Consider the following 23,678-nt stretch of genomic DNA (forward strand, 5'->3'; position numbering starts at 1 on the left):
GCGCCGGGGTTCATGACCTCGAGCGCTCGCAACGTCTGAGGGGTACTACTCTCCGCTACCGACAGTGAACCGGCCCGACGGGGCCGTTGGAGGTTATTCACTTGGCTGCTGCGCGCAACGCCACCACGCCCACCCCCAAGAACGGACGCGGTGCAAGCCGCCTCTCGTTCGCAAAGGTCACCGACACCCTCACCGTACCTGATCTGCTCGCCCTCCAGACCGAGAGCTTCGATTGGCTCGTCGGCAGTGACGCGTGGAAGGCGCGCGTCGAGGCGGCGATCGAGGCCGGCCGCCAGGACCTGCCCGAGACCAGTGGTCTCGAGGAGATCTTCGAGGAGATCTCTCCCATCGAAGACCTCGGCGAGACCATGCAGCTCTCGTTCACCAACCCCGAGCTCGAGCCGCCGAAGTACACGATCGACGAGTGCAAGGAGAAGGGCAAGACCTTCTCGGCTCCGCTGTACGTGAACGCCGAGTTCATGAACCACCTCACCGGTGAGATCAAGACCCAGACCGTGTTCATGGGCGACTTCCCGCTCATGACCCCGAAGGGCACCTTCGTCATCAACGGCACCGAGCGCGTCGTCGTGTCGCAGCTCGTGCGGTCGCCCGGCGTCTACTTCGAGCGCACGCCCGAGAAGACGAGCGACAAGGACATCTACTCGGCTCGCGTCATCCCGAGCCGCGGTGCCTGGCTCGAGTTCGAGATCGACAAGCGCGACCAGGTCGGTGTGCGCATCGACCGCAAGCGCAAGCAGTCGGTGACCGTCTTCCTGAAGGCCCTCGGCCTCACGAGCGAGGAGATCCTCGAGGAGTTCGCCGGGTACGAGTCGATCGCGCTCACCCTCGAGAAGGACAACATCCTCACCAAGGAGGAGGCGCTCAAGGACATCTACCGCAAGCTGCGTCCGGGTGAGCAGGTCGCCGCCGAGGCCGCGCGAGCGCTGCTCGACAACTTCTACTTCAACCCGAAGCGCTACGACCTCGCCAAGGTCGGCCGGTACAAGATCAACAACAAGCTCGGCCTCGAGGCGCCGCTCACCGACTCGGTGCTGACGGTGCAGGACATCGTGGCCACGATCAAGTACCTCGTCGCCCTGCACGACGAGCGCACGACCATCCCCGGCCGCCGCGGTGGCAAGGACGTCGAGATCCGTCTCGACGTCGACGACATCGACAACTTCGGAAACCGCCGCATCCGCGCCGTGGGCGAGCTGATCCAGAACCAGGTGCGCACCGGCCTCAGCCGCATGGAGCGCGTCGTGCGCGAGCGCATGACGACGCAGGACATCGAGGCGATCACCCCGCAGACCCTGATCAACGTGCGACCCGTCGTCGCCGCGATCAAGGAGTTCTTCGGCACGTCGCAGCTGTCGCAGTTCATGGACCAGAACAACCCCCTGGCCGGCCTCACGCACAAGCGCCGCCTGTCGGCGCTCGGCCCCGGCGGTCTCTCGCGTGACCGCGCCGGCGTCGAGGTCCGTGACGTCCACCCCTCGCACTACGGCCGCATGTGCCCGATCGAGACGCCCGAAGGCCCGAACATCGGCCTCATCGGCTCGCTCGCGTCCTTCGCGCGCATCAACTCGTTCGGCTTCATCGAGACGCCGTACCGCAAGGTCGTGAACGGCAAGGTCACCGACCAGATCGACTACCTCACGGCGATGGAGGAGGACGACTACATCGTCGCCCAGGCCAACGCGCCGTTGAAGGCCGACGGGCACTTCGTGGAAGACCGCGTGCTCGCCCGCAAGAAGGGCGGCGAGGTCGACCTCTTCCCCGCCGACGAGATCGGGTACATGGATGTCTCGCCGCGCCAGATGGTGTCGGTGGCGACGTCGCTCATCCCGTTCCTCGAGCACGACGACGCCAACCGCGCCCTCATGGGTGCGAACATGCAGCGCCAGGCGGTGCCGCTGCTCCGCAGCGACGCGCCGTTCGTCGGCACCGGCATGGAGGGCTACGCCGCGATCGACGCCGGTGACGTGATCACCGCCGACGCGGCCGGCGTGGTCACCGAGGTCTCGGCCGACTCGGTCACCGTGCAGCTCGACGAGGGCGGCACGCAGACCTACTACCTGCGCAAGTTCGACCGTTCCAACCAGGGCACGTCGTACAACAACCGCGTGGTGGTCTCGACGGGTGACCGTGTCGAGGTCGGCGAGGTCATCGCCGACGGTCCCGCGACCGACAACGGCGAGCTCGCGCTGGGCAAGAACCTGCTCGTCGCGTTCATGCCATGGGAGGGCCACAACTTCGAGGACGCGATCATCCTCAGCCAGAACCTCGTGAAGGACGACGTGCTCTCGTCGATCCACATCGAGGAGTACGAGGTCGATGCGCGCGACACCAAGCTCGGCAAGGAGGAGATCACGCGTGATCTCCCGAACGTGAGCCCCGACCTGCTCGCCGACCTCGACGAGCGCGGCATCATCCGCATCGGCGCCGAGGTGCGTCCCGGCGACATCCTCGTCGGAAAGGTCACGCCCAAGGGCGAGACCGAGCTCTCGGCCGAGGAGCGTCTGCTCCGCGCGATCTTCAACGAGAAGAGCCGCGAGGTCCGCGACACGTCGCTGAAGGTGCCGCACGGTGAGCAGGGCACGATCATCGGCGTGAAGGTGTTCGACGCGCAGGACGGAGACGACGAGCTCGGCTCGGGCGTGAACCAGCGCGTGGTGGTCTACATCGCCCAGAAGCGCAAGATCACCGAGGGCGACAAGCTCGCCGGCCGCCACGGCAACAAGGGCGTCATCTCGAAGATCCTGCCGGTCGAGGACATGCCGTTCCTCGCCGACGGAACCCCGGTCGACGTCATCCTGAACCCGCTCGGCATCCCCGGTCGCATGAACTTCGGCCAGGTGCTCGAGACCCACCTCGGCTGGGTCGCCAAGCAGGGCTGGAAGGTCGACGGCAGCCCGGCATGGGCCAAGCGCCTGCCCGAGGCGGCGCACGAGGCCGAGCCGGGCACGAAGGTCGCGACCCCTGTGTTCGACGGTGCGCTCGAAGAGGAGATCGCGGGTCTGCTCGACTCGACGCTCCCCAACCGCGACGGCGAGCGCCTCATCGACTCGAGCGGCAAGACGCAGCTGTTCGACGGCCGCTCGGGTGAGCCCTTCCCGTACCCGGTGTCGGTCGGCTACATGTACATCCTGAAGCTGCACCACCTCGTGGACGACAAGATCCACGCCCGCTCCACGGGTCCCTACTCGATGATCACCCAGCAGCCGCTCGGTGGGAAGGCGCAGTTCGGCGGCCAGCGCTTCGGCGAGATGGAGGTGTGGGCCCTCGAGGCCTACGGCGCCGCGTACGCGCTGCAGGAGCTCCTCACGATCAAGTCCGACGACATCCTCGGCCGCGTCAAGGTGTACGAGGCGATCGTCAAGGGCGAGAACATCCAGGAGCCCGGGATCCCCGAGTCCTTCAAGGTGCTCATGAAGGAGATGCAGTCGCTCTGCCTGAACGTCGAGGTCCTCTCGGCCGACGGCACGGCGGTGAGCCTGCGCGACACCGATGACGAGGCATTCCGCGCTGCGGAGGAGCTCGGCATCAACATCTCCGCGCGCTTCGAGTCGTCGAACATCGACGAGATCTGATCCACGGCCAGAACGACGACAGAGACTTTCTAGGAGAGAAATTGCTCGACGCAACCACTTTTGACGAGCTTCGCATCGGTCTGGCCACCGCCGACGACATCCGTCGTTGGTCCTATGGCGAGGTCAAGAAGCCCGAGACCATCAACTACCGCACGCTCAAGCCCGAGAAGGACGGCCTCTTCGGCGAGCAGATCTTCGGACCCAGCCGCGACTGGGAGTGCGCGTGCGGCAAGTACAAGCGCGTGCGCTTCAAGGGCATCGTGTGCGAGCGCTGCGGCGTCGAGGTCACGAAGTCCTCGGTGCGCCGTGAGCGGATGGGCCACATCGAGCTCGCCGCCCCCGTCACCCACATCTGGTACTTCAAGGGCGTCCCGTCGCGCCTCGGCTACCTGCTCGACATGGCGCCGAAGGACCTGGAGAAGGTCATCTACTTCGCCGCGTACATGGTGATCGACGTCGACGAGGAGGGCCGGCACGCCGACCTTCCCGGTCTCGAGAACGAGATCCGGCTCGAGATCAAGACGATCGGCGACCAGCGCGACGCGCGCATCGCCGAGCTCATGAGCCGCAAGGAGGCCGAGCTCGCCGAGCTCGAGGCCGAAGGCGCCAAGAGCGACCAGCGCAAGCGCGCCGAGGCCGCGGCCGACAAGGAGATGGCCGGCGTCCGCAAGGCCGCCGACGAGCAGATCGCGCACCTCGAGCGCGTGTGGGAGGACTTCCGCACCCTCAAGGTCGGCGACCTGAAGCCCGAGGACTCGGTCTTCCACGAGCTCCAGGACCGCTTCGGCATGTACTTCGATGCCTACATGGGCGCCGAGGCCATCAAGAAGCGGCTCGAGGCGTTCGACCTCCAGGCCGAGGCCGACGACCTGCACCTGCAGATCGCCGAGGGCAAGGGCCAGAAGAAGATCCGCGCCATCAAGCGACTGCGTGTCGTGAACTCGTTCCTCTCGACGGGCAACTCGCCCGCCGCGATGGTGCTCGATGTCGTGCCGGTGATCCCGCCCGAGCTGCGCCCCATGGTGCAGCTCGACGGTGGTCGCTTCGCGACATCCGACCTCAACGACCTCTACCGTCGTGTGATCAACCGCAACAACCGCCTCCGTCGCCTGCTCGACCTCGGTGCTCCCGAGATCATCGTGAACAACGAGAAGCGGATGCTGCAGGAGGCCGTCGACGCGCTGTTCGACAACGGTCGTCGTGGTCGCCCCGTCACGGGAACCGGCAACCGCGCCCTCAAGTCCCTGAGCGACATGCTCAAGGGCAAGCAGGGCCGCTTCCGCCAGAACCTGCTCGGCAAGCGCGTCGACTACTCGGGCCGTTCGGTCATCGTGGTCGGCCCGCAGCTGAAGCTGCACCAGTGCGGCCTGCCGAAGCAGATGGCGCTGGAGCTGTTCAAGCCGTTCGTCATCAAGCGCCTCATCGACCTCAGCCACGCGCAGAACATCAAGGCTGCCAAGCGCATGGTCGAGCGCTCGCGTCCGCAGGTGTGGGACGTGCTCGAGGAGATCATCCGCGAGCGCCCCGTGCTGCTGAACCGTGCGCCCACCCTGCACCGCCTCGGCATCCAGGCGTTCGAGCCGCAGCTCGTCGAGGGCAAGGCCATCCAGCTTCACCCGCTCGTGTGTGCCGCATTCAACGCGGACTTCGACGGCGACCAGATGGCCGTGCACCTGCCGCTCTCCGTCGAGGCGCAGGCCGAGGCCCGCATCCTCATGCTCGCGTCGAACAACATCCTGAAGCCGTCGGACGGCCGTCCGGTGACCCTGCCCTCGCAGGACATGATCATCGGCCTGCACCACCTGACGACGCAGAAGGACGGCGCACCGGGTGAGGGTCGTGCGTTCTCGTCGATCGCCGAGGCGATCCTCGCGTTCGACCAGAACCGCCCGGGCGACATCGCGCTCGACCTCAACGCCAAGGTGAAGATCCGCCTCGAAGGGCTGACCTTCGCCGAGGGCGAGGAGCCCGAGGGCTTCGAGGCAGGCAAGCCGTTCCTGCTCGAGACGACGCTCGGTCGTGCGCTCTTCAACGAGGCGCTGCCCGAGGACTACCCGTACTTCAACGCGCAGGCCGGCAAGGGCCAGATCTCGTCGATCGTCAACGACCTCGCCGAGCGCTACCCGAAGACGGAGGTCGCGGCGACGCTCGACCGCATCAAGGACGCCGGCTTCCGCTGGGCGACCCGCTCCGGCGTGACGGTTGCGCTCTCGGACATCGTGACCCCGCCGACCAAGGGCGAGATCGTCTCGAAGTACGAGAAGCAGGCCGCCAAGGTGCAGTCGCAGTTCGAGAAGGGTCTCACGACCGACCTCGAGCGCCGTCAGGAGCTCATCCAGATCTGGACCAAGGCCACCGACGAGGTCGCCAAGGCCATGCAGGAGAACTTCCCGACCGACAACACCATCAACCGCATGGTGACCTCGGGTGCTCGCGGTAACTGGCTGCAGGTGCGCAACATCGCCGGCATGCGAGGCCTCGTGAACAACCCGAAGGGCGAGATCATCCCGCGTCCGATCATCTCCTCGTACCGCGAGGGGCTGAGCGTGGCGGAGTACTTCATCGCCACGCACGGTGCCCGCAAGGGCCTCGCCGACACCGCGCTCCGCACGGCCGACTCGGGGTACCTGACCCGTCGTCTGGTCGACGTCTCGCAGGATGTCATCATCCGCGAGGACGACTGCGGCACGACCAAGGGCCTCGACCTGCCGATCGCGACGACGGATGCCTCGGGCAACCTCGTCCGCGACCCCAACGTCGAGAACTCGGTGTTCGCCCGCTCGCTGGCCGCGGACGCGGTCGACGCGAAGGGCGAGGTCGTGGCCGAGGCCGGCTCCGACGTCGGCGACGTGCTCATCAACGAGCTCATCGCCGCGGGTGTCGAGTCGATCAAGGTCCGCTCGGTCCTCACCTGCGAGTCCGCCGTCGGCGTCTGCGCGAAGTGCTACGGTCGCTCGCTCGCGACCGGCAAGCTCGTCGACATCGGCGAGGCCGTGGGCATCATCGCGGCCCAGTCGATCGGTGAGCCGGGTACCCAGCTGACGATGCGCACCTTCCACACCGGTGGTTCGGCCTCGGCCGACGACATCACGCAGGGTCTTCCCCGCGTGCAGGAGCTCTTCGAGGCCCGGACCCCCAAGGGTGCGTCGCCCATCGTCGAGGCCGCCGGTCGCATCACGATCGACGAGACCGAGCGTCAGCGCAAGGTCATCCTCACGCCCGACAACGGCGACGAGCCGATCGCGTACAACGTGCTCAAGCGTTCGACGCTGCTGGTAGAAGACGGGCAGCACGTCGAGCTCGGCCAGCAGCTGATCGTCGGCACGGTCGACCCGAAGGAGGTCCTCCGGGTCAAGGGCGTGCGCGAGGTGCAGAAGCACCTGGTCGAGGGCGTGCAGGATGTGTACCGCTCGCAGGGCGTGCCGATCCACGACAAGCACATCGAGGTCATCGTCCGCCAGATGCTCCGCAAGGTCACCGTGGTGGACCACGGCGACACCGAGCTGCTGCCCGGCGAGCTCGTCGACCGTTCGCGGTACAACGAGATCAACCGTGCTGCGCTCACCGAGGGCAAGCGCACGGCGTCCGCGCGTCAGGAGGTCATGGGCATCACGAAGGCCTCGCTCGCGACGGAGTCGTGGCTGTCGGCCGCGTCCTTCCAGGAGACGACCCGCGTGCTCACGCAGGCCGCCATGGAGGGCAAGAGCGACCCGCTGGTCGGCCTCAAGGAGAACGTGATCATCGGAAAGCTGATCCCCGCGGGTACCGGCCTGGCCAAGTACCGGAACGTCGTGGTCGAGCCCACCGAGGAGGCGAAGGCGGAGCGCTACCCGAACCGCATCTTCGCCGACGACGCGGCGTTCGCCGAAGGCGACCTCAGCTTCGTCGACTTCGACGCGTTCTCGAGCGACGACTACACGCCGGGCAGCTACAGCTGACCCGAGCAGTGGTCGCGGCGGCGCGGAGCGCCTGATCGAGACCGAAGGGCCCCGGAGACCGACTCCGGGGCCCTTCGGCGTCTCGGGGCGGCGGCCCTGCTCGGCGTGGCGTCGGACGCCGGAGGCCCCGGCCACGCCCGCGACGTCGGGGCTGCGATCTTCGGCTGCCGGAAGCGCCGCGCCGCTCCCCGGAACGGTACGTGCCCGTTGCTACAGTTGCCCCATCGCGGGTGCGAGGGCGCCCGGAAGGAGCGCGATGATGAGCAGCACGACTCCCGGATCCGACCCCGAGGCTCCGCGGGACGCCGACGACGTCCACCGCGACCCTGACGATCTCGATCGCCACGCCGACGCACAGGCCGACGCACCGCCGCCGGCCGGCTCGGGTGAAGGGCCCGAGGCCGAGGCATCCGACCGCCGCGCGCCCGCCGAGCCCGTCGCGGCCGAGCCCATCCCAGCGGAACCGGTGGCCGAGCGCGAGGCCGAGCCGGTGGCCGAGCGCGAGGAAGAGCCGGCACGCGAGCCCGAGCGGGCCGACGACACCGCGCGTCTGGACGCGGCGCTCGGACGCGCGAGCACGCTTCCCGCGGCCGACTCCGACGCCGAGATGCCCGCGCCCGTCGCGGCAGATTCGGTGCGCCGCGAGACCTACGTGCCCGCATCCACGGCCGCAGCCGCCGGCGCGTCCGGCGCCGCGACCCTGGCGCGCGATGACGAGCGCGATGAGCTGTTCGTGGCGCCGCAGCCCGGCGTGCAGACCATCTACGTGCAGGCCCCCACGCCGCCGAGGATGCGCAGCAACCGGGGGTTCGGCATCCTCGTCGCGCTCATCGGCACGGTGCTGTTCGGACTCCTGTACGCGGGCGTCTCCTACCTGCTGTTCCTGTCGCAGCGTGACGCGGGCGAGGCCGCCGATGCGCTCGTGCAGTTCCTCATGTCGTTCGCCTTCTGGACGCCCGTCGTCGTGTTCTTCATCGGCTTCGCCCTGCTCGCGGTGATCGTGAACCGGGGCCCGTGGTGGTACTACGCGGTGTTCGGCCTCATCGTCGCCGTGCTCGTGTACCTGGCGTACCTCGGGGGTGCGCTCGCGACCGTGCAGGCGTGGACGCGTCCCATCGACGAGGTGCAGGGCTTCATCGGCGACCGCTGGTTCGACCCGCTCGCGATCGTGGCCTTCATCATCGCCCGGGAGATCCCCGTCTGGCTCGGCGGGGGGATCGCCCCCCGCGGGCGGGCCGCGGGGGAACGCAACCGGCTCGCGCGGGGGGCGGACGATCGCGAACTCGCGGCGGGGCCGCAGCCGCAGTACACGAACTGAGCGCATCAGTGCCCTCCGATGACCCCGCCCGCCCGCCGGCGGCGCGGGGTCATCGCGTGCTGCGGTTAGGCTGCTGTGTCGGGGATGGTGACTCCTCCCCATCGACACCCAGCACCCGCGCATGATCGGGTGTCGAGAGGCAGCCTTTCCCACGCAATGAGCGTCGCGCCGCAGGAGCGGCGGTGCGACAGGAGGAGCACAGTGAGCGTCACCCTCGACGTCGACGACGAGCGGATCCCGGGCCTCGACGTCGACGGCCGACCCGACCCCGTCTATGCAGCCCGCCTCGGGCTCGTGCCGGCACCCGGCGACCGACGGTCGGCCGCGTTCGCGCTCGACGCCGGCGCCTGGGCCGTGCTCGCCGTGCCCGGGGCGGTGGGTGCGGCGATCCTCGCCTCCGAGCTCGCGGCGGCGGGCTTCGTTGCCAGCGCCCTCGCGCCGGGTTCAGCGACACTCCCGCTCGTCCTCGTCGTCGTGAGCCAGGCGTTGCTCACGGTGTTCGGACTCGTGCAGCTCATCCTGCACGGTCGGCGGGGGGTCACCCTCGGCAAGGCTTCGATGGGCCTCCGCTCGGTCAACGTCGCGAGCTTCCGTCGGCCGGGCTTCTGGCGCGTGACCCTTCGCGCACTCGTGCTGTGGGGCGCCCAAGCGGTCGTGCCGCTCGTCGGTCCGGGAGTGCTGTTCGCCTCCTCCAGTTGGGACCCCGAGTCGCGGGGCCGCAGCTGGCTGGACCGGATCGGCGGATGCTACGTCGTCGATGCCCGGCGGGGCATCGATCCCTTCGACTCCAAGGCGATGCGCCACGCACGTCGTGCGCTCGCGGCGCCGCCGGCCGCTGAGCCAGTGAAGCTGCCATCGCTCGCGACGGATCGCGCACCCGATGAGCGTACGTTCATCCCCTCGGCGCGCTCGAGCTCGGGCGTCGTGTCGCCGGCGCCCGAGGAAGCCGGGGCATGGGTTCCACCCGGGTTGGCGCCGTCCGCCTCCGCGCCGCAAGCGGCACCGGCGACGGCCGCGGGTGCATTCGTGCTCGAGTTCGACGATGGGACGCGGGTCGCGGCATCCACCACCGGGCTTCTCGGCAGGAATCCCTCGGCGGCGCCCGACGAGCCCAGGGCGCAGCTCCTCGCGCTCGTCGACGACAGCATGCGCATCTCGAAGACGCACGCGGCGTTCGGCGTCGACGCCGCGGGCTTCTGGATGGCCGACCGGTCCTCGAAGAACGGCACCACCGTGCATCCGCCCGACGGCGAGGCGTTGCGCCTGGCCCCCGGCGTCCGCACCGCAGTGCCAGCGGGCTCGCGAGTGACGCTCGGCGGCCGCAGCTTCGTCGTCGTCGCCGGAAGGCCCGCATGAAGCTCAAGCTCGGACTCCGCCGTCAGGCGGGGTCGCCGGTCGACATCGTCGTGACGGCGGATTCCACGGCCACGGTCGAAGACCTGGCGCGTGCGGTCGCGGAGTCGGATCCCGCCTCGCCGCTCCGCGACCGGGGTTCGTCGTCGACGCTCACGCTCGCCGTCGCCCCGCCGACCTCGACCGAGCCGGTCGTGCTCGAACCTCACCTCCTCGTCGGCGACGCTCCGCTCGGGTCGGGCTTCAACGTCGCGGTCGTCGCGCACGCCCCGACGAAGGTCGGCACAGACACTGCGGTCGCCGCGGTCATGCGCATCCTCAACGGTCCGGAAGCGGGTCGCGAGGTGCCGCTGCGTCGCGGGCACAGCACCATCGGCCGAGCCGCGGGCGTCGACGTCGTGCTGGCCGACGCGCTCGTGTCGAAGCGGCACGCGCGGGTCGAGGTCGACCAGGCCATCGAGCTCGTCGACCTCAACTCGGCGAACGGGCTGCTCGTCGACGGTGGCCTCGTGCAGCGCGTGCGCGTCATTCCCGGCCAGGTCATCACGATCGGCGAGACCGACGTCTCGTTCTCGCTCGTCGCCGGCACCGATGACGCGGTCGACCCTGTGCTCGAGCGCGGCGGCGCGCTGATGTTCAACCGCTCGCCGCGCGTCGAGGTGCGCTACCCGGGCACCGAGCACCGGCATCCGGTGATTCCGACCGAGGCCGACCCGCGGCTCTTCCCGTGGCCCATGATCGTCGCGCCCATGCTCCTCGGCCTGTCGATGTTCTTCATCACCAAGAACCCCTACTCGCTGTCCATCGTCGCGATGTCGCCGCTCATGATGCTCGGCAACTTCATCGGCCAACGCACCCAGCAGGGCAAGAAGCTGCGACTCGAGATCGACACCTTCGAGACGCAGGTCGAGGAGCTCGAGGAGACGCTCGCTCGCGAGACCGTCGTCGAGCGCGCGCGTCGGCACGCCGAGGCGCCGGCCGTGGCCACGGTGTACGAGGAGGCGATGCGGCTCGGCGGGATGCTCTGGACCCGACGGCCCGAGCACTGGAACTTCCTGGCCCTTCGACTCGGCGTGGGGCGCGCGAAGAGCCGAAACACGGTTCAGCAGTCGAACGAGCAGAAGGGCATCGCCCGCTACGCGCGGCAGGTCGACACGCTACGGGCCCGGCACGAGTTCATCGACGACGTTCCGCTCGTCGAGGCGCTGCCGCAGTCGGGTGCGATCGGCATCGCGGGTCCGCGCCATCTCGCGGCCGACGTGCTCCGGGGGCTGGGGGTGCAGCTGTTCGGCCTGCACGCGCCGAACGAGGTGATCACCGCCGCGATCGTCGATCCCGCGTGGGCCCGCGAGCTCGAGTGGATGAAGTGGCTCCCGCACACGACGAGTCCGCGCTCGCCGTTCGCCGACCTCGCGCTGGCCGACAGCCAGTCGGCGGGCACGGCCCTGCTGAACGGACTGGAGGAAACGATCCTCGGCCGCCTGTCCGGCACCCCGAGCCGCCGCGGGCCCCTCCGCGACACCGACACCGCGATGGCGCTCGGCGCCCGCGTGGGTGAAGCCGTCGATCGAGCCGGCACGCTCGACGGCGATCTCGCGCTCGTGCTCATCGCGTCGAACGATGCGCCGGTCGACCGCCCGCGGCTCACGCAGGTCATCGAGCGGGGTGCCGACGCCGGCATCTTCACGATCTTCCTCGCGCCGACGGTCGAGTCGTTGCCTGCGGCCTGCCGAACGTTCATCGATGCGACCGAGGGCCTCGAGCGAGCACGCGTCGGGCTCGTCCGCGCCGGGGAGCAGTTCGAGGCCGTGAGAGTCGAAGGCGTCTCGAACCGATACGCGGAGGTCTTCGCCAAGCGCCTGGCGCCCGTCGTGGACTCGAGCTCGGTGACGGCGGACTCCAGTGACCTGCCGCGCAGCGTGTCGTTGCTCAAGCTCCTCGGCACCGACCTCGCCGCGCAGCCGACGGCCGCGATCGAACGGTGGCGGCAGAACAACTCGATCCTCGACCGTTCCCGGGGGCCGCGGCCGCGCTTGAAGCGGGCCGGAACCCTGAAGGCCTTCATCGGACAGGGCAGCCCCGACGCCATGTCGCTCGACCTGCGCACGCAGGGGCCGCACGCCCTGGTCGGAGGCACGACCGGATCGGGCAAGTCGGAGTTCCTGCAGGCGTGGGTGCTTGGGATGGCCGCCGAGTACAGCCCCGACCGGGTCACGTTCCTCTTCGTCGACTACAAGGGCGGCTCGGCCTTCGCCGACTGCGTGGAGCTGCCCCACTGCGTGGGACTCGTCACCGACCTGAGCCCTCACCTCGTTCGGCGGGCGCTCACGAGCCTGCGCGCCGAGCTCCATCACCGCGAGCACCTGTTCAACCGCAAGAAGGCGAAGGACCTGCTCGAACTCGAGAAGCGCCAAGACCCCGAGACGCCTCCGGCGCTCGTCCTCGTCATCGACGAGTTCGCGGCGCTCGCGGGCGAGGTTCCCGAGTTCGTCGACGGGGTGGTCGACATCGCCCAGCGCGGTCGCTCGCTCGGCATCCACCTGATCATGGCCACGCAGCGACCTGCCGGCGTCATCAAGGACAACCTGCGTGCCAACACGAACCTTCGTGTGGCACTCCGCATGGCGGATGAGTCGGACTCGAACGACGTCGTCGGCGACCCGGTCGCGGGCACGTTCGACCCGACGATCCCGGGTCGCGGCATCGCGAAGACCGGGCCCGGGCGTCTCGTGCCGTTCCAGTCGGGGTACGCCGGCGGGTGGACGAGCGACGCACCGGATGTCGCCCAGGTGCGTGTCGCGGAGCTGCGATTCGGCGGCGCGGTCGTGTGGGAGTCCGACGCGAAGGACGAGGGCGACACGCACGAGGAAGACCTCGGCCCGAACGACCAGAAGCGGATGGTCACGAACCTCGTCGAGGCGGCCCGGCTCGCCGGGATCCCGGCACCACGGCGCCCGTGGCTCGACGATCTCACCTCGACGGTCGACCTGCGACGACTCCCGCTCGAGGGCGACGCGCGCATCCCGCTGGGCCTCGCCGACATCCCCGAGCGGCAGGCCCAGGTTCCGGTGTTCTTCGACCCCGATACCGATGGTCACCTGCTCGTCTACGGCACGAGCGGCGCCGGCAAGACGGCGGCGCTGCGCACGATCGCGACCGCCGTCGGTGCGCGACCGGATCTGGGCGGAGCCGAGGTCTACGGACTCGACTTCGGCACCGGGTCCCTCCGATCGATCGAGGTGCTGCCGCACGTCGGGTCGATCGTGCCCGGCGACGATGCCGAGCGCATCCAGCGCCTGCTCCGCACGCTGCGGGGACTGCTCGACGATCGCGCCAAGCGCCTCTCAGCGGTGAATGCCGGGAACCTCACGGAGTATCGCGAGTTGACAGGTGACCATGAGCCGCGCGTGCTCCTGCTCATCGACGGGTTCGGCACGTTCAAGCAGGAGTGGGAGGCGACGTCGGCTCGTTCGCCGTTCTACAACATCTTCATGCGCATCCTCGGCGAGGGGCGCCCGCTCGGCATCCACGCCGTGGCGACCGCCGACCGCTACGGCGCGGTGCCGACCGCCGTGAGTGCGAACGTGAGTCGCCGGGTCGTGTTGCGAATGTCCGACGAGGGGGCGTATTCGATCCTCGGCGCACCCAAGGACGTGCTGAACGAGCGGAGCGTCCCGGGGCGAGCGATCGTCGACGGATTCGAGACGCAGCTGGCCGTCATGGGCGGGACCGCGAACGTCGCCCGGCAGACGGCCGAGCTCACCGCGTTCGCCGAGGAGCTCCGCGCAACAGGTGCGACCGAGGTCGGCGAGATCGGCTCGCTGCCCACCGAACTGGCCATCGAACAGCTGCCCGAGTCCGTCGACGGCCAGCCGGTCATCGGCATCTCCGAGGACATCCTCGGCCCCAAGGGATTCGAGCCGGTCGGCACGTTCGTCGTCGCCGGACCTCCTCGCAGCGGCAAGTCGAACGCGCTGCGCGCCCTCATGACCTCGATCTCGCGCTTCGATCCCGAGGCCGAGTTCTTCCACTTCGGCGGCCGCCGGGCGGTGCTCCGAGGCGACCGGTCGTGGACCGCGTCGGCCTCGAACGTCGACGATGCTCGGGCGCTGGCGAAGGAGCTCACCGGGATCGTGGGCGACGAGACCATCCCGGGCCGGATCGTGGTCGTCGTCGAGAACGTCACCGAGTTCGCCGACTCCGACGCCGAACGGCCGCTCAAGGAGCTGTTCCAGGCGATCAACCGCAGCGACCACTTCCTCATGGGTGACGGCGACGTGAGCCAGCTCGGCTCGGGGTACGGGTTCATCGGGGACTTCAAGGGCGGCCGGCGCGGGATCGTCCTGAAGCCCGACACCTACGACGGCGACTCCCTGTTCAAGGTGCCGTTCCCTCGCGTCGCTCGACACGAGTTCCCCGAGGGGCGAGGGCTGTTCGTCGAGAACGGCCGGGCCGTCGCGGTGCAGATGCCGCTCGTCGCCCGTTGACCGAGGGTGGGGAGTCCTCCCCATTGGCTGTTGTTCGGGGGTTGCATACCGTAGTCGATGAGCGGTCCGCAGGGGGCCGAAACGGAAAGGAATGGCCGACATGGCTGACTTCAAGGCTTCGTACGGTGAGATGGAATCGATGGCCGGCAAGCTCGAGCAGGGCCGAGAGGACATCGCCGACATCCTTCGCCAGCTGAAGCAGGGCGTCGACACGCTCCTCGGCGACGACTTCAAGACCGAGCACGCGTCGGGCAAGTTCGGCGAGGGCTACACCGAGCTCACGACCGGCCTCGAGACCGCGATCGACGGCATCCGCGATATGGGCGAGTCGCTCCGCAAGATGATGCAGGCCATCAAGGACACCGACGCCGCGCTCGCCGGCCAGTAGGCAGGACCGACATCTCCGAGGGAGGGCGCGTTGCGCGCCCTCCCTCGTTCCGGCCCGCGAGGCCGATCACGAAGCTGAACCCGGTGGACAGGAATCGCCATGCCCGACGTGTACGTGAAGGTCGATCACCTCAACAGGTTGAACGGCTCCCTCAAGCAGATCCTCGTGGAGTTCCACGACGCCGCGAAGCGCACGGACGCGCTGCAGGACATGATCGGCCGCCCCGACGGCCGGTCGGGGCTGCGTGATCGCACCCATGAGTTCGAGGGTGGCTGGGATGACCGGCGCAACGCCCTCATCCAGAAGCTCACGGGCATCCAGGCGGCCGTCGAGAGCACGTGCCAGGGGTGGCAGGACTTCGACCTCGAGGCGGCGGAGAGCCTGAAGCTGCAGGAGAACGACGGCGCGAACCTGCCGGTTCGCTGAACGGGGCGATGACATGACGCAGCTGCACACGCACAAGGGCCGCCGGGTCGAGGTGCTCGAGGGCGACGCCCGGGGGATCATCGATCGTGGCACCGAGATCGAAGACCTGGGCGAGCAGATGATCGGCGCGGCCGACATCCTGCGCGAGGTCGGCAACGGGGCATCCGAGGAGCAGGGACGTTCCATCGAGCGCATCCGTTCCGAGGTCGGTGACGCGCACGAGGAGCTTCGCAAGGCGGGCGACCGCTACAAGCCGACCGGCACGGTCATGAAGACGTACGGCCAGAAGCTCGCCGATGTGCAGGCGGCGATGCGCACCATCGTGCAGGACGCGGTCGATGCCAAGTCGACCCTCGACCAGAAGCGATCCGCGGCCGCCACCGCGGCATCCACCGCTCGGAACGCGCCCGACGCCGACCCGGCCGATGCCGCCGCGGTTCAGCGCAACCAGCAGCTGCAGGAGGCCGCCGCCACGGCGCAGAGCGCGGTCGGCGCGGCGGAGGACGCCCTCACCGCCCAGTACGAGCTCTTCGACACCCAGTACGACCTGTGGGACGACGCGTACGAGGCGGCGCTGCGCGGCATCAACGATGCCACCGAAGGCAATGTCAGCGACAACTGGAGCGACAACATCGCGGGCGTCGTCGAGGTCGTGCTCGAGGTGCTGACCTGGGCGGGAGTCGTGCTGGCGATCGCGGGGCTCATCATCGGCGGCCCATTCATCGCCCTCATCGCGGCGGTCGTGGGCGTGATCGCCCTGCTCGGCACGGCCTTCCTCTGGGCCAAGGGTCGCCGCGGTCTCGGTGACGTCGTGTGGGCCGTCGTCGGCGTCCTGCCGTTCGGCAAGCTCGGCAAGCTGTTCCAGTCCGGCAAGCGGCTCACCGGGCTGAAGGAGTTCCTCGGCGGCCCGTACCTCGAGATCGCGACACCGCTTCGCCGCATGACCGCGCTCCGGGGCCTCACCAACCCGGCCAACCTCCGCGCCGGCGGAGGGCTCGGCCAGCGAGCGGCGAGCGGCCTCGCATCGCGGCTCGGCCGCGACTTCTCGTACTTCCAGGGGGCCGGGCCCCGCAACATCCTGAACCGCATCATCGGTGGGTCGAGCCGCGGCTACTCCATGGCGCTCGCCGACAACTTCGCGAGCCTCTCGGCGCATCACCAGCGCGTCGTGACGCCGCACCTCGGAGCGCTCGCCGACGTGATCAGCGGCGGGGCCAAGCCGGTCGCCACGAGCGAGGCGATCTTCAACGTGAGCGAGTTCCTCGTGAAGCGCGGGCGCATGGTCGACGGCCGTGTCAACGACATCCAGGCCATGACCTCCGACAGCCCGGTCGACGCCTGGCGCGTGCAGCTGGCCACCCCCTGACGCCGGTGAGCACGGAACACGAGCGACTATGGTGATGACGATGGCCACGGCCGCGACCTTCCCCGTGCCCCCGTTCCGCCTCATGCTCCCTGCGGGCTGGGAGGAGGTCGCCGCCGACGATGCCGCGGTGCGCTCCCTCGTCGAACGGTCGAGCGAGGTCTTCCGGTCGGCGCACCGGCCCGACCTCGACGCCCAGTTCCGCCGGCTCCTGCAGACCGCGGCGCGCAAGATGAAGCAGGGCCGCGTGTTCGCGATGTACCTGCAGACCGATGTTCCCGAGGAGCGCATCCTCCCGCTGTCCATCACGGCGGCCGTCGCCGACGGGCAGCTCGGCGGTACGCTCGACCGCCAGGTGACCGACCTGTTCCGCGAACGGGGTGCGCAGTTCCTGCGCGACGATCGTGCCATCGTCCGGTGGGAGGCCGACACCACTGCGGGGGGCGAGCTCGAGGGCACGGCGGCGCGGGTGCTCAACTACCTCATCGCGGTTCCGGGCACGGGGCGTCGCACTGCACTGCTGTTCACCACGACCATCCCGTATCCGACCGAGGAGGACGACGGGTTCCGCGACGAGTTCATCGACGAGCTGTGCCTCCTCAGCGACACCATCGTCAGCACCTTCGCGTGGGAGTCGAACGAAGCGTGAGATACGAGATCCCCTACGACGAGGGCATCTGGTTCCCGGCGCCCGCGCAGTTCCCGACCGAGGAGTGGCCCGACGAGACATCCTGGGCCGATGCGCTCGTCGACGAGTTCGAGGTCGACCTCGGCGCGCTCGACGACGACGCGAGGGCGGCGGTGCGCGAGTTCGCTCTGCTCGCGCGAGCCCAGCGCACGCCGCTCGCCACCGAGTGCCTGCTGTTCTGCCCGCGCAGCGTGCCGAGCCTCGGGGTGGTGCAGATCTTCATCGGCGAGCACGACGGCGGCCCCGTCGACCTCGACCACGAGTCGGCCGACGACGAGCGGGCGCTCCTGCCTCCGACCGTCATCGAGTTCTCGTCCGATCACCTGGGCATGGGGCGGCGCGCCGCCATCGTGCTGCCATCGAGCGACCCGAGCATCGCGGCGGGCCGCCTGAACTACGTCTTCGATACCGGCGCCGTGGTGGTCGCCGTGAACGGCACCACCGACAGCGCACGCGACGCGGGACTGATGGCGCCCTTCCTCGACGAGCTCGTGCGCGGCATCCGCGTCGAGGCGGCGTGAGCGGGGCGATGACGGATGCCGCCACGGCGGCGTCCGAGCGGGCGCGCTCGATGCCGCTCACCCCGGTCGACCCGCCGGCCGCCGTCATCCGCTCCCTCGAGGACGCGGCGTTCGCGCGGATCGACGCCGAGACCGCCCGGCGGTTCGTCGACCTCGACCGGCGTTTCGATCGCACCGTGAGCCGGCTGCGGCAGGAGCTGGCACGCCGACACGAGCATGTCGCCGACGAGCCGGTGCGGCAGCCCGCGACGGGCTGGGACATGACGGGGTTCCTGCTCGCACTCGTGGCCGCGCCGCTGCTCCTCGCGGGTGGCGTGACGAGAGCGCTGCCGGTCGGCGCGATCGTCGTGGTGAGCACCTCGCTCGTCGCCGCCGCAGCTGTCGTCCATGCCGTGGGCGCGGCGCGTGCTCGGCGCACGGGTTCGAGCGTCGCATCCTCGCGTCACCTCGTGCTGCTCTCCGCGCTGGCTTCGGTGGCGGTCGGGTCGCTCGTCGTGTGGCGCGCCGACGGGCGGCTCACCGCCGGCATCGTGACGGCGTGCGCGGTCGCGCTCCTCGCCGCGGCGGCGTGCGGCGTGCTGTTCGTGGCGGCGTCGCGCGAGGCGCGGGCCGAGGCGGCGGCACGTCGCGCTGCACGCGATGCCGAGCGCGAGCTGCGGGCCGACCTCGAGGCCGAGCTCGCCTCCGCGATCGAATCGGCACGCGCCGAGTCGTGGGCGCTCCTCGGCGGGCTGACCGTGGCCCAGCGCGACCAGCTCCGCGTCGCCACGGCTCAGGGCGTCTCGGCGCTCGGCCGGCGCCAGCTCCTCGAACCCGCCGTGCTGCGGGAACTGCGCCGCGCCGACAGCGGACAGCTCCGCTACGCGGTCGCGCTCTGAGGGCCCGGCTTCGACCGGGTCGACCACGGGCGGTCGGATACCGCGGGCGTACGCTCGGAGCATGGACGACCAGCCGCGCCGCCCCGCCTGGGTCGTCGCCGCATTCGCGGCGGCGCTCTACCTCGCGCTCGTCGTGTTCGCCTACGGCTTCGTGAGCCTCCTCACCGACGCGGAGGTGATCCCGCGGGCCGATGCCGGGCTCCTGGTGGGGCCGGCGATCGTCGGTGCGGCCGTGGTCGCCCTGCTGCTGCATCTCGCCCGAGCGCTGCGTTCGCCCCATCGAACCCTGCGGATCGTCCTGCTCGCGGCCGTGTGGACGTGGGTCGCCGCCGTGGTGGTGGCGGTCGTCGGCTACGCGCTCGCGACCGGGACCGCCCTCTCCGCGCTGCTGTTCGGACTCGGCTTCGGCGTGAGCTGGTTCGGGCTGCTCATACCCGCCCTCGCCGCCCTGGTCGCCTGGTTCGCCGCGAGCGTCGCACGGGCGCAGGTCGGCGGGGCGCAGCGGCCACGTTGGCCGTGGGAGCGCGACGACGAGGTGTGAGCGCGGCGCGACGCGCCAGTCGACCACGGTCTGGGCGGTGCCGACGCGGCGCACAGTATCGTGAACCGCGTGGAGGGTTCGATCGAGGCGCGCGTCAGCCACGAGGTCGATCGCTGGCTGGGCTGGCTGCCGCGGTGGCGGCCGGGCACCCACCGCGCCCGCGTCCGACTCTGCACGCGCTGCTTCGGCTCGCCGATCCTTGCGGCGGCGGGGCTCGACGTCGACGTGCCGCACCCGGTGCAGCATGCGTTCTCGATGCGCATGAAGGGCATCATCGATGCTGCGGTCGACGACTACACGGCGCGGAATCTCCCCATGCTGCACACCGAGATCCGGCTGGCGGAGGAGCGCAAGGCGCGCCGGCCGTACCGCGCGGGCGAGGGGCTCGACCCCGAGTTCCGCGGTCTCGACCTCGATCCCGAGCCCGCGCCCGACCAGCCGTTCCTCTTCACCCTGAGCGGGCTCGAGGCGGATGCGGCCGCGGAAGCGAACGAGCCGGCGCCCCGCCCGTTCACGTTCGAGGAGAAGGAGGCGCTGCGCGACGAGGTGCGTCTCGCCGACGAGTTCGCGAAGCAGCTGGGCCGCCGGATCTGCGTCGAGCTGGCGCAGCACCGCGACCGCATCGGCCACGCGGTCGGCGTCTACGTCGAGCCGCTCGTCGAGGAGCTGCTCGCCGATCTCGATCGCGAGCTCGACGCCCCGGGATGGCCGGGTTGACGAACGCGTCCGCCCTGCGAGAACATGCGGCCCGCGGCATCCGACGTCATTTGACCGCGAGGTTACGCAGCATTACCATTGATCGGGTGTGCGCGTTGACGCGCGCTTGAACCGTGCCTGCCGGAAAGATCGCGAGATCCGTTCCCAAGCATGTCACATCTCCGGTTCGCACCGATCGCACACTCCAAGGGCGCCGACGGTAGCCCCCACGGCATACCCACCACCGATGGTTCCGCAGTTCTGCGGTGCCGGTGGGTCGTGATGTGAAATCCATCAACGCTGTCACCGTGCAGCATCAACAAGGAGAAGCAGTGCCAACCATTCAGCAGTTGGTCCGCAAGGGTCGCTCGCCGAAGGTCACCAAGACCAAGGCTCCCGCCCTGAAGGCCAACCCCCAGCAGCGCGGGGTGTGCACGCGTGTGTACACCACCACCCCGAAGAAGCCGAACTCCGCGCTCCGCAAGGTCGCCCGTGTGAAGCTCTCGAACGGCACCGAGGTGACCGCCTACATCCCCGGCGAGGGGCACAACCTGCAGGAGCACTCGATGGTGCTCGTGCGCGGCGGTCGTGTGAAGGACCTCCCCGGCGTGCGCTACAAGATCATCCGCGGCGCGCTCGACACGCAGGCCGTGAAGAACCGCAAGCAGGCTCGTAGCCGCTACGGCGCGAAGATGGAGAAGAAGTAATGCCTCGCAAGGGACCCGCTCCGAAGCGCCCTGTGGTCGCCGACCCCGTCTACGGCTCGCCGGTCGTCAGCCAGCTCGTCAACAAGATCCTGATCGACGGCAAGAAGGACCTCGCGCAGCGCATCGTCTACGAGGCGCTCGAGAACGTCGCGAACAAGTCCGGCCAGGACGCCGTCGCCACCCTGAAGAAGGCGCTCGACAACGTGCGTCCCACGCTCGAGGTGCGCTCCCGCCGCGTCGGCGGTTCGACCTACCAGGTCCCCGTCGAGGTCAAGCCGCACCGCGCCAACACCCTCGCCCTCCGCTGGCTCACGAGCTACGCGAAGGCCCGTCGCGAGAAGACGATGACCGAGCGTCTCACCAACGAGATCCTCGACGCATCGAACGGACTCGGTGCCGCGGTCAAGCGCCGCGAGGACACGCACAAGATGGCCGAGTCGAACCGCGCCTTCGCCCACTACCGCTGGTAGCAAGCCGGTGGTCGAGTAGCGGCGCAGCCGCGTATCGAGGCCCACTGGATCTCGATACGGCCGCTCACGCGGCCTACTCGATCACCGAACACATCCGAACCTGAACTCCCCCGGAGGAACCCCGTGGCACTTGACGTGCTCACCGACCTGAACAAGGTCCGCAACATCGGCATCATGGCGCACATCGATGCCGGCAAGACCACCACCACCGAGCGCATCCTGTTCTACACGGGCGTCAACCACAAGCTCGGCGAGACGCACGACGGCGCCTCGACGACCGACTGGATGGAGCAGGAGAAGGAGCGCGGCATCACCATCACGTCGGCCGCGGTGACCTGCTTCTGGAACAAGAACCAGATCAACATCATCGACACCCCCGGACACGTCGACTTCACCGTCGAGGTGGAGCGTTCGCTCCGCGTGCTCGATGGTGCCGTCGCCGTCTTCGACGGCAAGGAGGGCGTCGAGCCCCAGTCCGAGACGGTGTGGCGCCAGGCCGACAAGTACAACGTGCCGCGCATCTGCTTCGTCAACAAGATGGACAAGCTCGGTGCCGACTTCTACTTCACGGTCGACACCATCGTCAGCCGCCTCGGTGCGAAGCCGCTGGTGCTGCAGCTGCCGATCGGCGCCGAGAACGACTTCATCGGCGTGGTCGACCTCATCGAGATGCGCGCCCTCGTGTGGCCCGGCGACGCCAAGGGCGACGTGACCATGGGCGCCAAGTACGAGGTGCAGGAGATCCCGGCCGACCTCAAGGAGAAGGCCGAGGAGTACCGCAACACGCTGCTCGAGACCGTCGCCGAGACGAGCGACGAGCTGCTCGAGAAGTACTTCGGGGGCGAGGAGCTGACGGTCGCCGAGATCAAGGGCGCGATCCGCAAGCTGGTCGTGAACTCCGAGATCTACCCGGTGCTCTGCGGGTCGGCGTTCAAGAACCGCGGCGTGCAGCCCATGCTCGACGCGGTCGTCGACTACCTCCCGTCGCCGCTCGACGTCCCCGCCATCGCGGGCCGCGACCCGCGCGACGAGGACAAGGTCATCGAGCGTCACCCCGACGCGAACGACCCCTTCGCAGCGCTCGCCTTCAAGGTCGCCGTGCACCCGTTCTTCGGGCGCCTCACCTACGTGCGCGTCTACTCGGGTCACCTCGACTCGGGCGCCCAGGTCATCAACTCGACCAAGGGCAAGAAGGAGCGCATCGGCAAGATCTTCCAGATGCACGCGAACAAGGAGAACCCGGTCGACTCGGTCACCGCGGGCAACATCTACGCGGTCATCGGCCTGAAGGACACGACCACGGGCGACACCCTGTGCGACCCCGACAACCCGGTCGTGCTCGAGTCGATGACCTTCCCCGAGCCCGTCATCGAGGTGGCCATCGAGCCGAAGACGAAGGCCGACCAGGAGAAGCTCGGCACCGCCATCCAGAAGCTCGCCGAGGAGGACCCCACCTTCCGCACCGAGCTCAACCAGGAGACCGGCCAGACGGTCATCAAGGGCATGGGCGAGCTGCACCTCGACATCCTCGTCGACCGCATGAAGCGGGAGTTCAAGGTCGAGGCCAACGTCGGCAAGCCGCAGGTGGCGTACCGCGAGACCATCAAGCGTCCCGTCGAGCGCCACGACTACACCCACAAGAAGCAGACGGGTGGTTCGGGCCAGTACGCGAAGATCCAGTTCGCGATCGAGCCCCTCGAGATCACGAGCGAGAAGACGTACGAGTTCGAGAACAAGGTCACGGGTGGCCGCGTTCCGCGCGAGTACATCCCCTCGGTCGACGCCGGCTTCCAGGACGCGATGCAGTACGGCATCCTGGCCGGCTACCCGATGGTCGGCGTCAAGGGCATCCTGCTCGACGGCGCGGCCCACGACGTCGACTCCTCGGAGATGGCGTTCAAGATCGCCGGTTCGATGGGCTTCAAGGAGGCCGCTCGCAAGGCCAACCCGGTCCTGCTCGAACCGCTCATGTCCGTCGAGGTGCGTACCCCTGAGGAATACATGGGCGACGTCATCGGCGACTTGAACTCACGTCGCGGTCAGATCCAGTCGATGGAGGATGCCGCCGGCGTGAAGGTCGTGCGTGCGCACGTCCCGCTCTCGGAGATGTTCGGATACATCGGCGACCTGCGGTCGAAGACCTCGGGCCGCGCGGTGTACTCGATGGAATTCGAGAGCTACGCGGAGGTCCCGAAGGCAGTCGCCGACGAGATCGTCCAGAAGAACAAGGGCGAGTGAGCTCCCCTCGTGGGTGCTCCGGCCCTGCCCGCACGGCCCGCCCGGGTCGCGTAACATAACAACACAACCCCGT

At 69.2% G+C, this 23,678-nt stretch carries 16 protein-coding genes; all 16 read left to right on the plus strand.

Features of this window, described 5'->3' with window-relative positions; genetic code table 11:
- Positions 1-101 precede the first annotated feature (101 nt).
- Positions 102-3,593: a DNA-directed RNA polymerase subunit beta gene (rpoB, locus tag HUS56_RS11410; RefSeq protein ID WP_173923550.1), complete on the plus strand. Its 3,492-nt coding sequence runs from the start codon at positions 102-104 to the stop codon at positions 3,591-3,593.
- Between the two features lie 41 nt (positions 3,594-3,634).
- A complete protein-coding gene (gene rpoC / locus HUS56_RS11415) occupies positions 3,635-7,531 on the plus strand; it encodes a DNA-directed RNA polymerase subunit beta' (protein WP_173923551.1) in 3,897 nt (1,298 codons plus the stop codon).
- A 259-nt stretch (positions 7,532-7,790) separates the two neighbouring features.
- Positions 7,791-8,849 carry a hypothetical protein gene (locus tag HUS56_RS11420; RefSeq protein WP_173923552.1) on the plus strand — a complete coding sequence of 353 codons (1,059 nt, stop codon included), beginning with the start codon at positions 7,791-7,793 and terminating at the stop codon, positions 8,847-8,849.
- Between the two features lie 201 nt (positions 8,850-9,050).
- On the plus strand, positions 9,051-10,205 hold the full coding sequence (locus HUS56_RS11425) for an RDD family protein (RefSeq protein WP_173923553.1): 1,155 nt from the start codon (positions 9,051-9,053) through the stop codon (positions 10,203-10,205).
- The gene (locus HUS56_RS11430; RefSeq protein WP_173923554.1) at positions 10,202-14,689 is read left to right on the plus strand and encodes an FtsK/SpoIIIE domain-containing protein; all 4,488 of its coding nucleotides are present in this window, start codon (positions 10,202-10,204) and stop codon (positions 14,687-14,689) included. The genes HUS56_RS11425 and HUS56_RS11430 overlap by 4 nt, the downstream gene beginning before the upstream one ends.
- A gap of 100 nt (positions 14,690-14,789) precedes the next feature.
- Positions 14,790-15,077 carry a WXG100 family type VII secretion target gene (locus HUS56_RS11435; protein WP_173923555.1) on the plus strand — a complete coding sequence of 96 codons (288 nt, stop codon included), beginning with the start codon at positions 14,790-14,792 and terminating at the stop codon, positions 15,075-15,077.
- A gap of 99 nt (positions 15,078-15,176) precedes the next feature.
- Positions 15,177-15,503: a hypothetical protein gene (locus HUS56_RS11440; RefSeq protein ID WP_173923556.1), complete on the plus strand. Its 327-nt coding sequence runs from the start codon at positions 15,177-15,179 to the stop codon at positions 15,501-15,503.
- A 13-nt stretch (positions 15,504-15,516) separates the two neighbouring features.
- Positions 15,517-16,869 carry a hypothetical protein gene (locus tag HUS56_RS11445; protein ID WP_173923557.1) on the plus strand — a complete coding sequence of 451 codons (1,353 nt, stop codon included), beginning with the start codon at positions 15,517-15,519 and terminating at the stop codon, positions 16,867-16,869.
- Between the two features lie 34 nt (positions 16,870-16,903).
- On the plus strand, positions 16,904-17,515 hold the full coding sequence (locus tag HUS56_RS11450) for a hypothetical protein (protein ID WP_217424003.1): 612 nt from the start codon (positions 16,904-16,906) through the stop codon (positions 17,513-17,515).
- Entirely contained in the window at positions 17,512-18,075 is a 564-nt protein-coding gene (locus tag HUS56_RS11455) for a hypothetical protein (protein WP_173923559.1), read from the plus strand. The genes HUS56_RS11450 and HUS56_RS11455 overlap by 4 nt, the downstream gene beginning before the upstream one ends.
- Positions 18,072-18,953: a hypothetical protein gene (locus tag HUS56_RS11460; protein WP_173923560.1), complete on the plus strand. Its 882-nt coding sequence runs from the start codon at positions 18,072-18,074 to the stop codon at positions 18,951-18,953. The genes HUS56_RS11455 and HUS56_RS11460 overlap by 4 nt, the downstream gene beginning before the upstream one ends.
- Before the next feature lie 61 nt (positions 18,954-19,014).
- Positions 19,015-19,494, plus strand: coding sequence for a DUF6121 family protein (locus HUS56_RS11465; RefSeq protein ID WP_173923561.1), 480 nt, complete (start codon positions 19,015-19,017; stop codon positions 19,492-19,494).
- A gap of 69 nt (positions 19,495-19,563) precedes the next feature.
- The gene (locus tag HUS56_RS11470) at positions 19,564-20,211 is read left to right on the plus strand and encodes a spermidine/putrescine ABC transporter substrate-binding protein (protein WP_173923562.1); all 648 of its coding nucleotides are present in this window, start codon (positions 19,564-19,566) and stop codon (positions 20,209-20,211) included.
- Between the two features lie 311 nt (positions 20,212-20,522).
- Positions 20,523-20,897: a 30S ribosomal protein S12 gene (gene rpsL / locus HUS56_RS11475; protein WP_022889720.1), complete on the plus strand. Its 375-nt coding sequence runs from the start codon at positions 20,523-20,525 to the stop codon at positions 20,895-20,897.
- Positions 20,897-21,367 (plus strand): 30S ribosomal protein S7, encoded by a 471-nt coding sequence (rpsG, locus tag HUS56_RS11480; RefSeq protein ID WP_092668506.1) that lies wholly within the window; start codon positions 20,897-20,899, stop codon positions 21,365-21,367. Before rpsL ends, rpsG begins: the two co-directional genes overlap by 1 nt.
- Before the next feature lie 123 nt (positions 21,368-21,490).
- Complete coding sequence (fusA, locus tag HUS56_RS11485; protein WP_173923563.1) at positions 21,491-23,605, plus strand: elongation factor G; 2,115 nt, start codon at positions 21,491-21,493, stop codon at positions 23,603-23,605.
- Positions 23,606-23,678: the final 73 nt, after the last annotated feature.

This window comes from Agromyces sp. Marseille-P2726 (assembly GCF_902809835.1).
Lineage (GTDB): Bacteria > Actinomycetota > Actinomycetes > Actinomycetales > Microbacteriaceae > Agromyces.

Coding starts and splice junctions, on each gene's coding strand:
- HUS56_RS11450 (WP_217424003.1), top strand. CDS start 16,904: ATGACGATGGCCACGGCCGCGACCTTCCCCGTGCCCCCGTTCCGCCTC.
- HUS56_RS11430 (WP_173923554.1), top strand. CDS start 10,202: ATGAAGCTCAAGCTCGGACTCCGCCGTCAGGCGGGGTCGCCGGTCGAC.
- HUS56_RS11465 (WP_173923561.1), top strand. CDS start 19,015: ATGGACGACCAGCCGCGCCGCCCCGCCTGGGTCGTCGCCGCATTCGCG.
- HUS56_RS11435 (WP_173923555.1), top strand. CDS start 14,790: ATGGCTGACTTCAAGGCTTCGTACGGTGAGATGGAATCGATGGCCGGC.
- HUS56_RS11440 (WP_173923556.1), top strand. CDS start 15,177: ATGCCCGACGTGTACGTGAAGGTCGATCACCTCAACAGGTTGAACGGC.
- HUS56_RS11420 (WP_173923552.1), top strand. CDS start 7,791: ATGAGCAGCACGACTCCCGGATCCGACCCCGAGGCTCCGCGGGACGCC.
- rpsG (WP_092668506.1), top strand. CDS start 20,897: ATGCCTCGCAAGGGACCCGCTCCGAAGCGCCCTGTGGTCGCCGACCCC.
- HUS56_RS11445 (WP_173923557.1), top strand. CDS start 15,517: ATGACGCAGCTGCACACGCACAAGGGCCGCCGGGTCGAGGTGCTCGAG.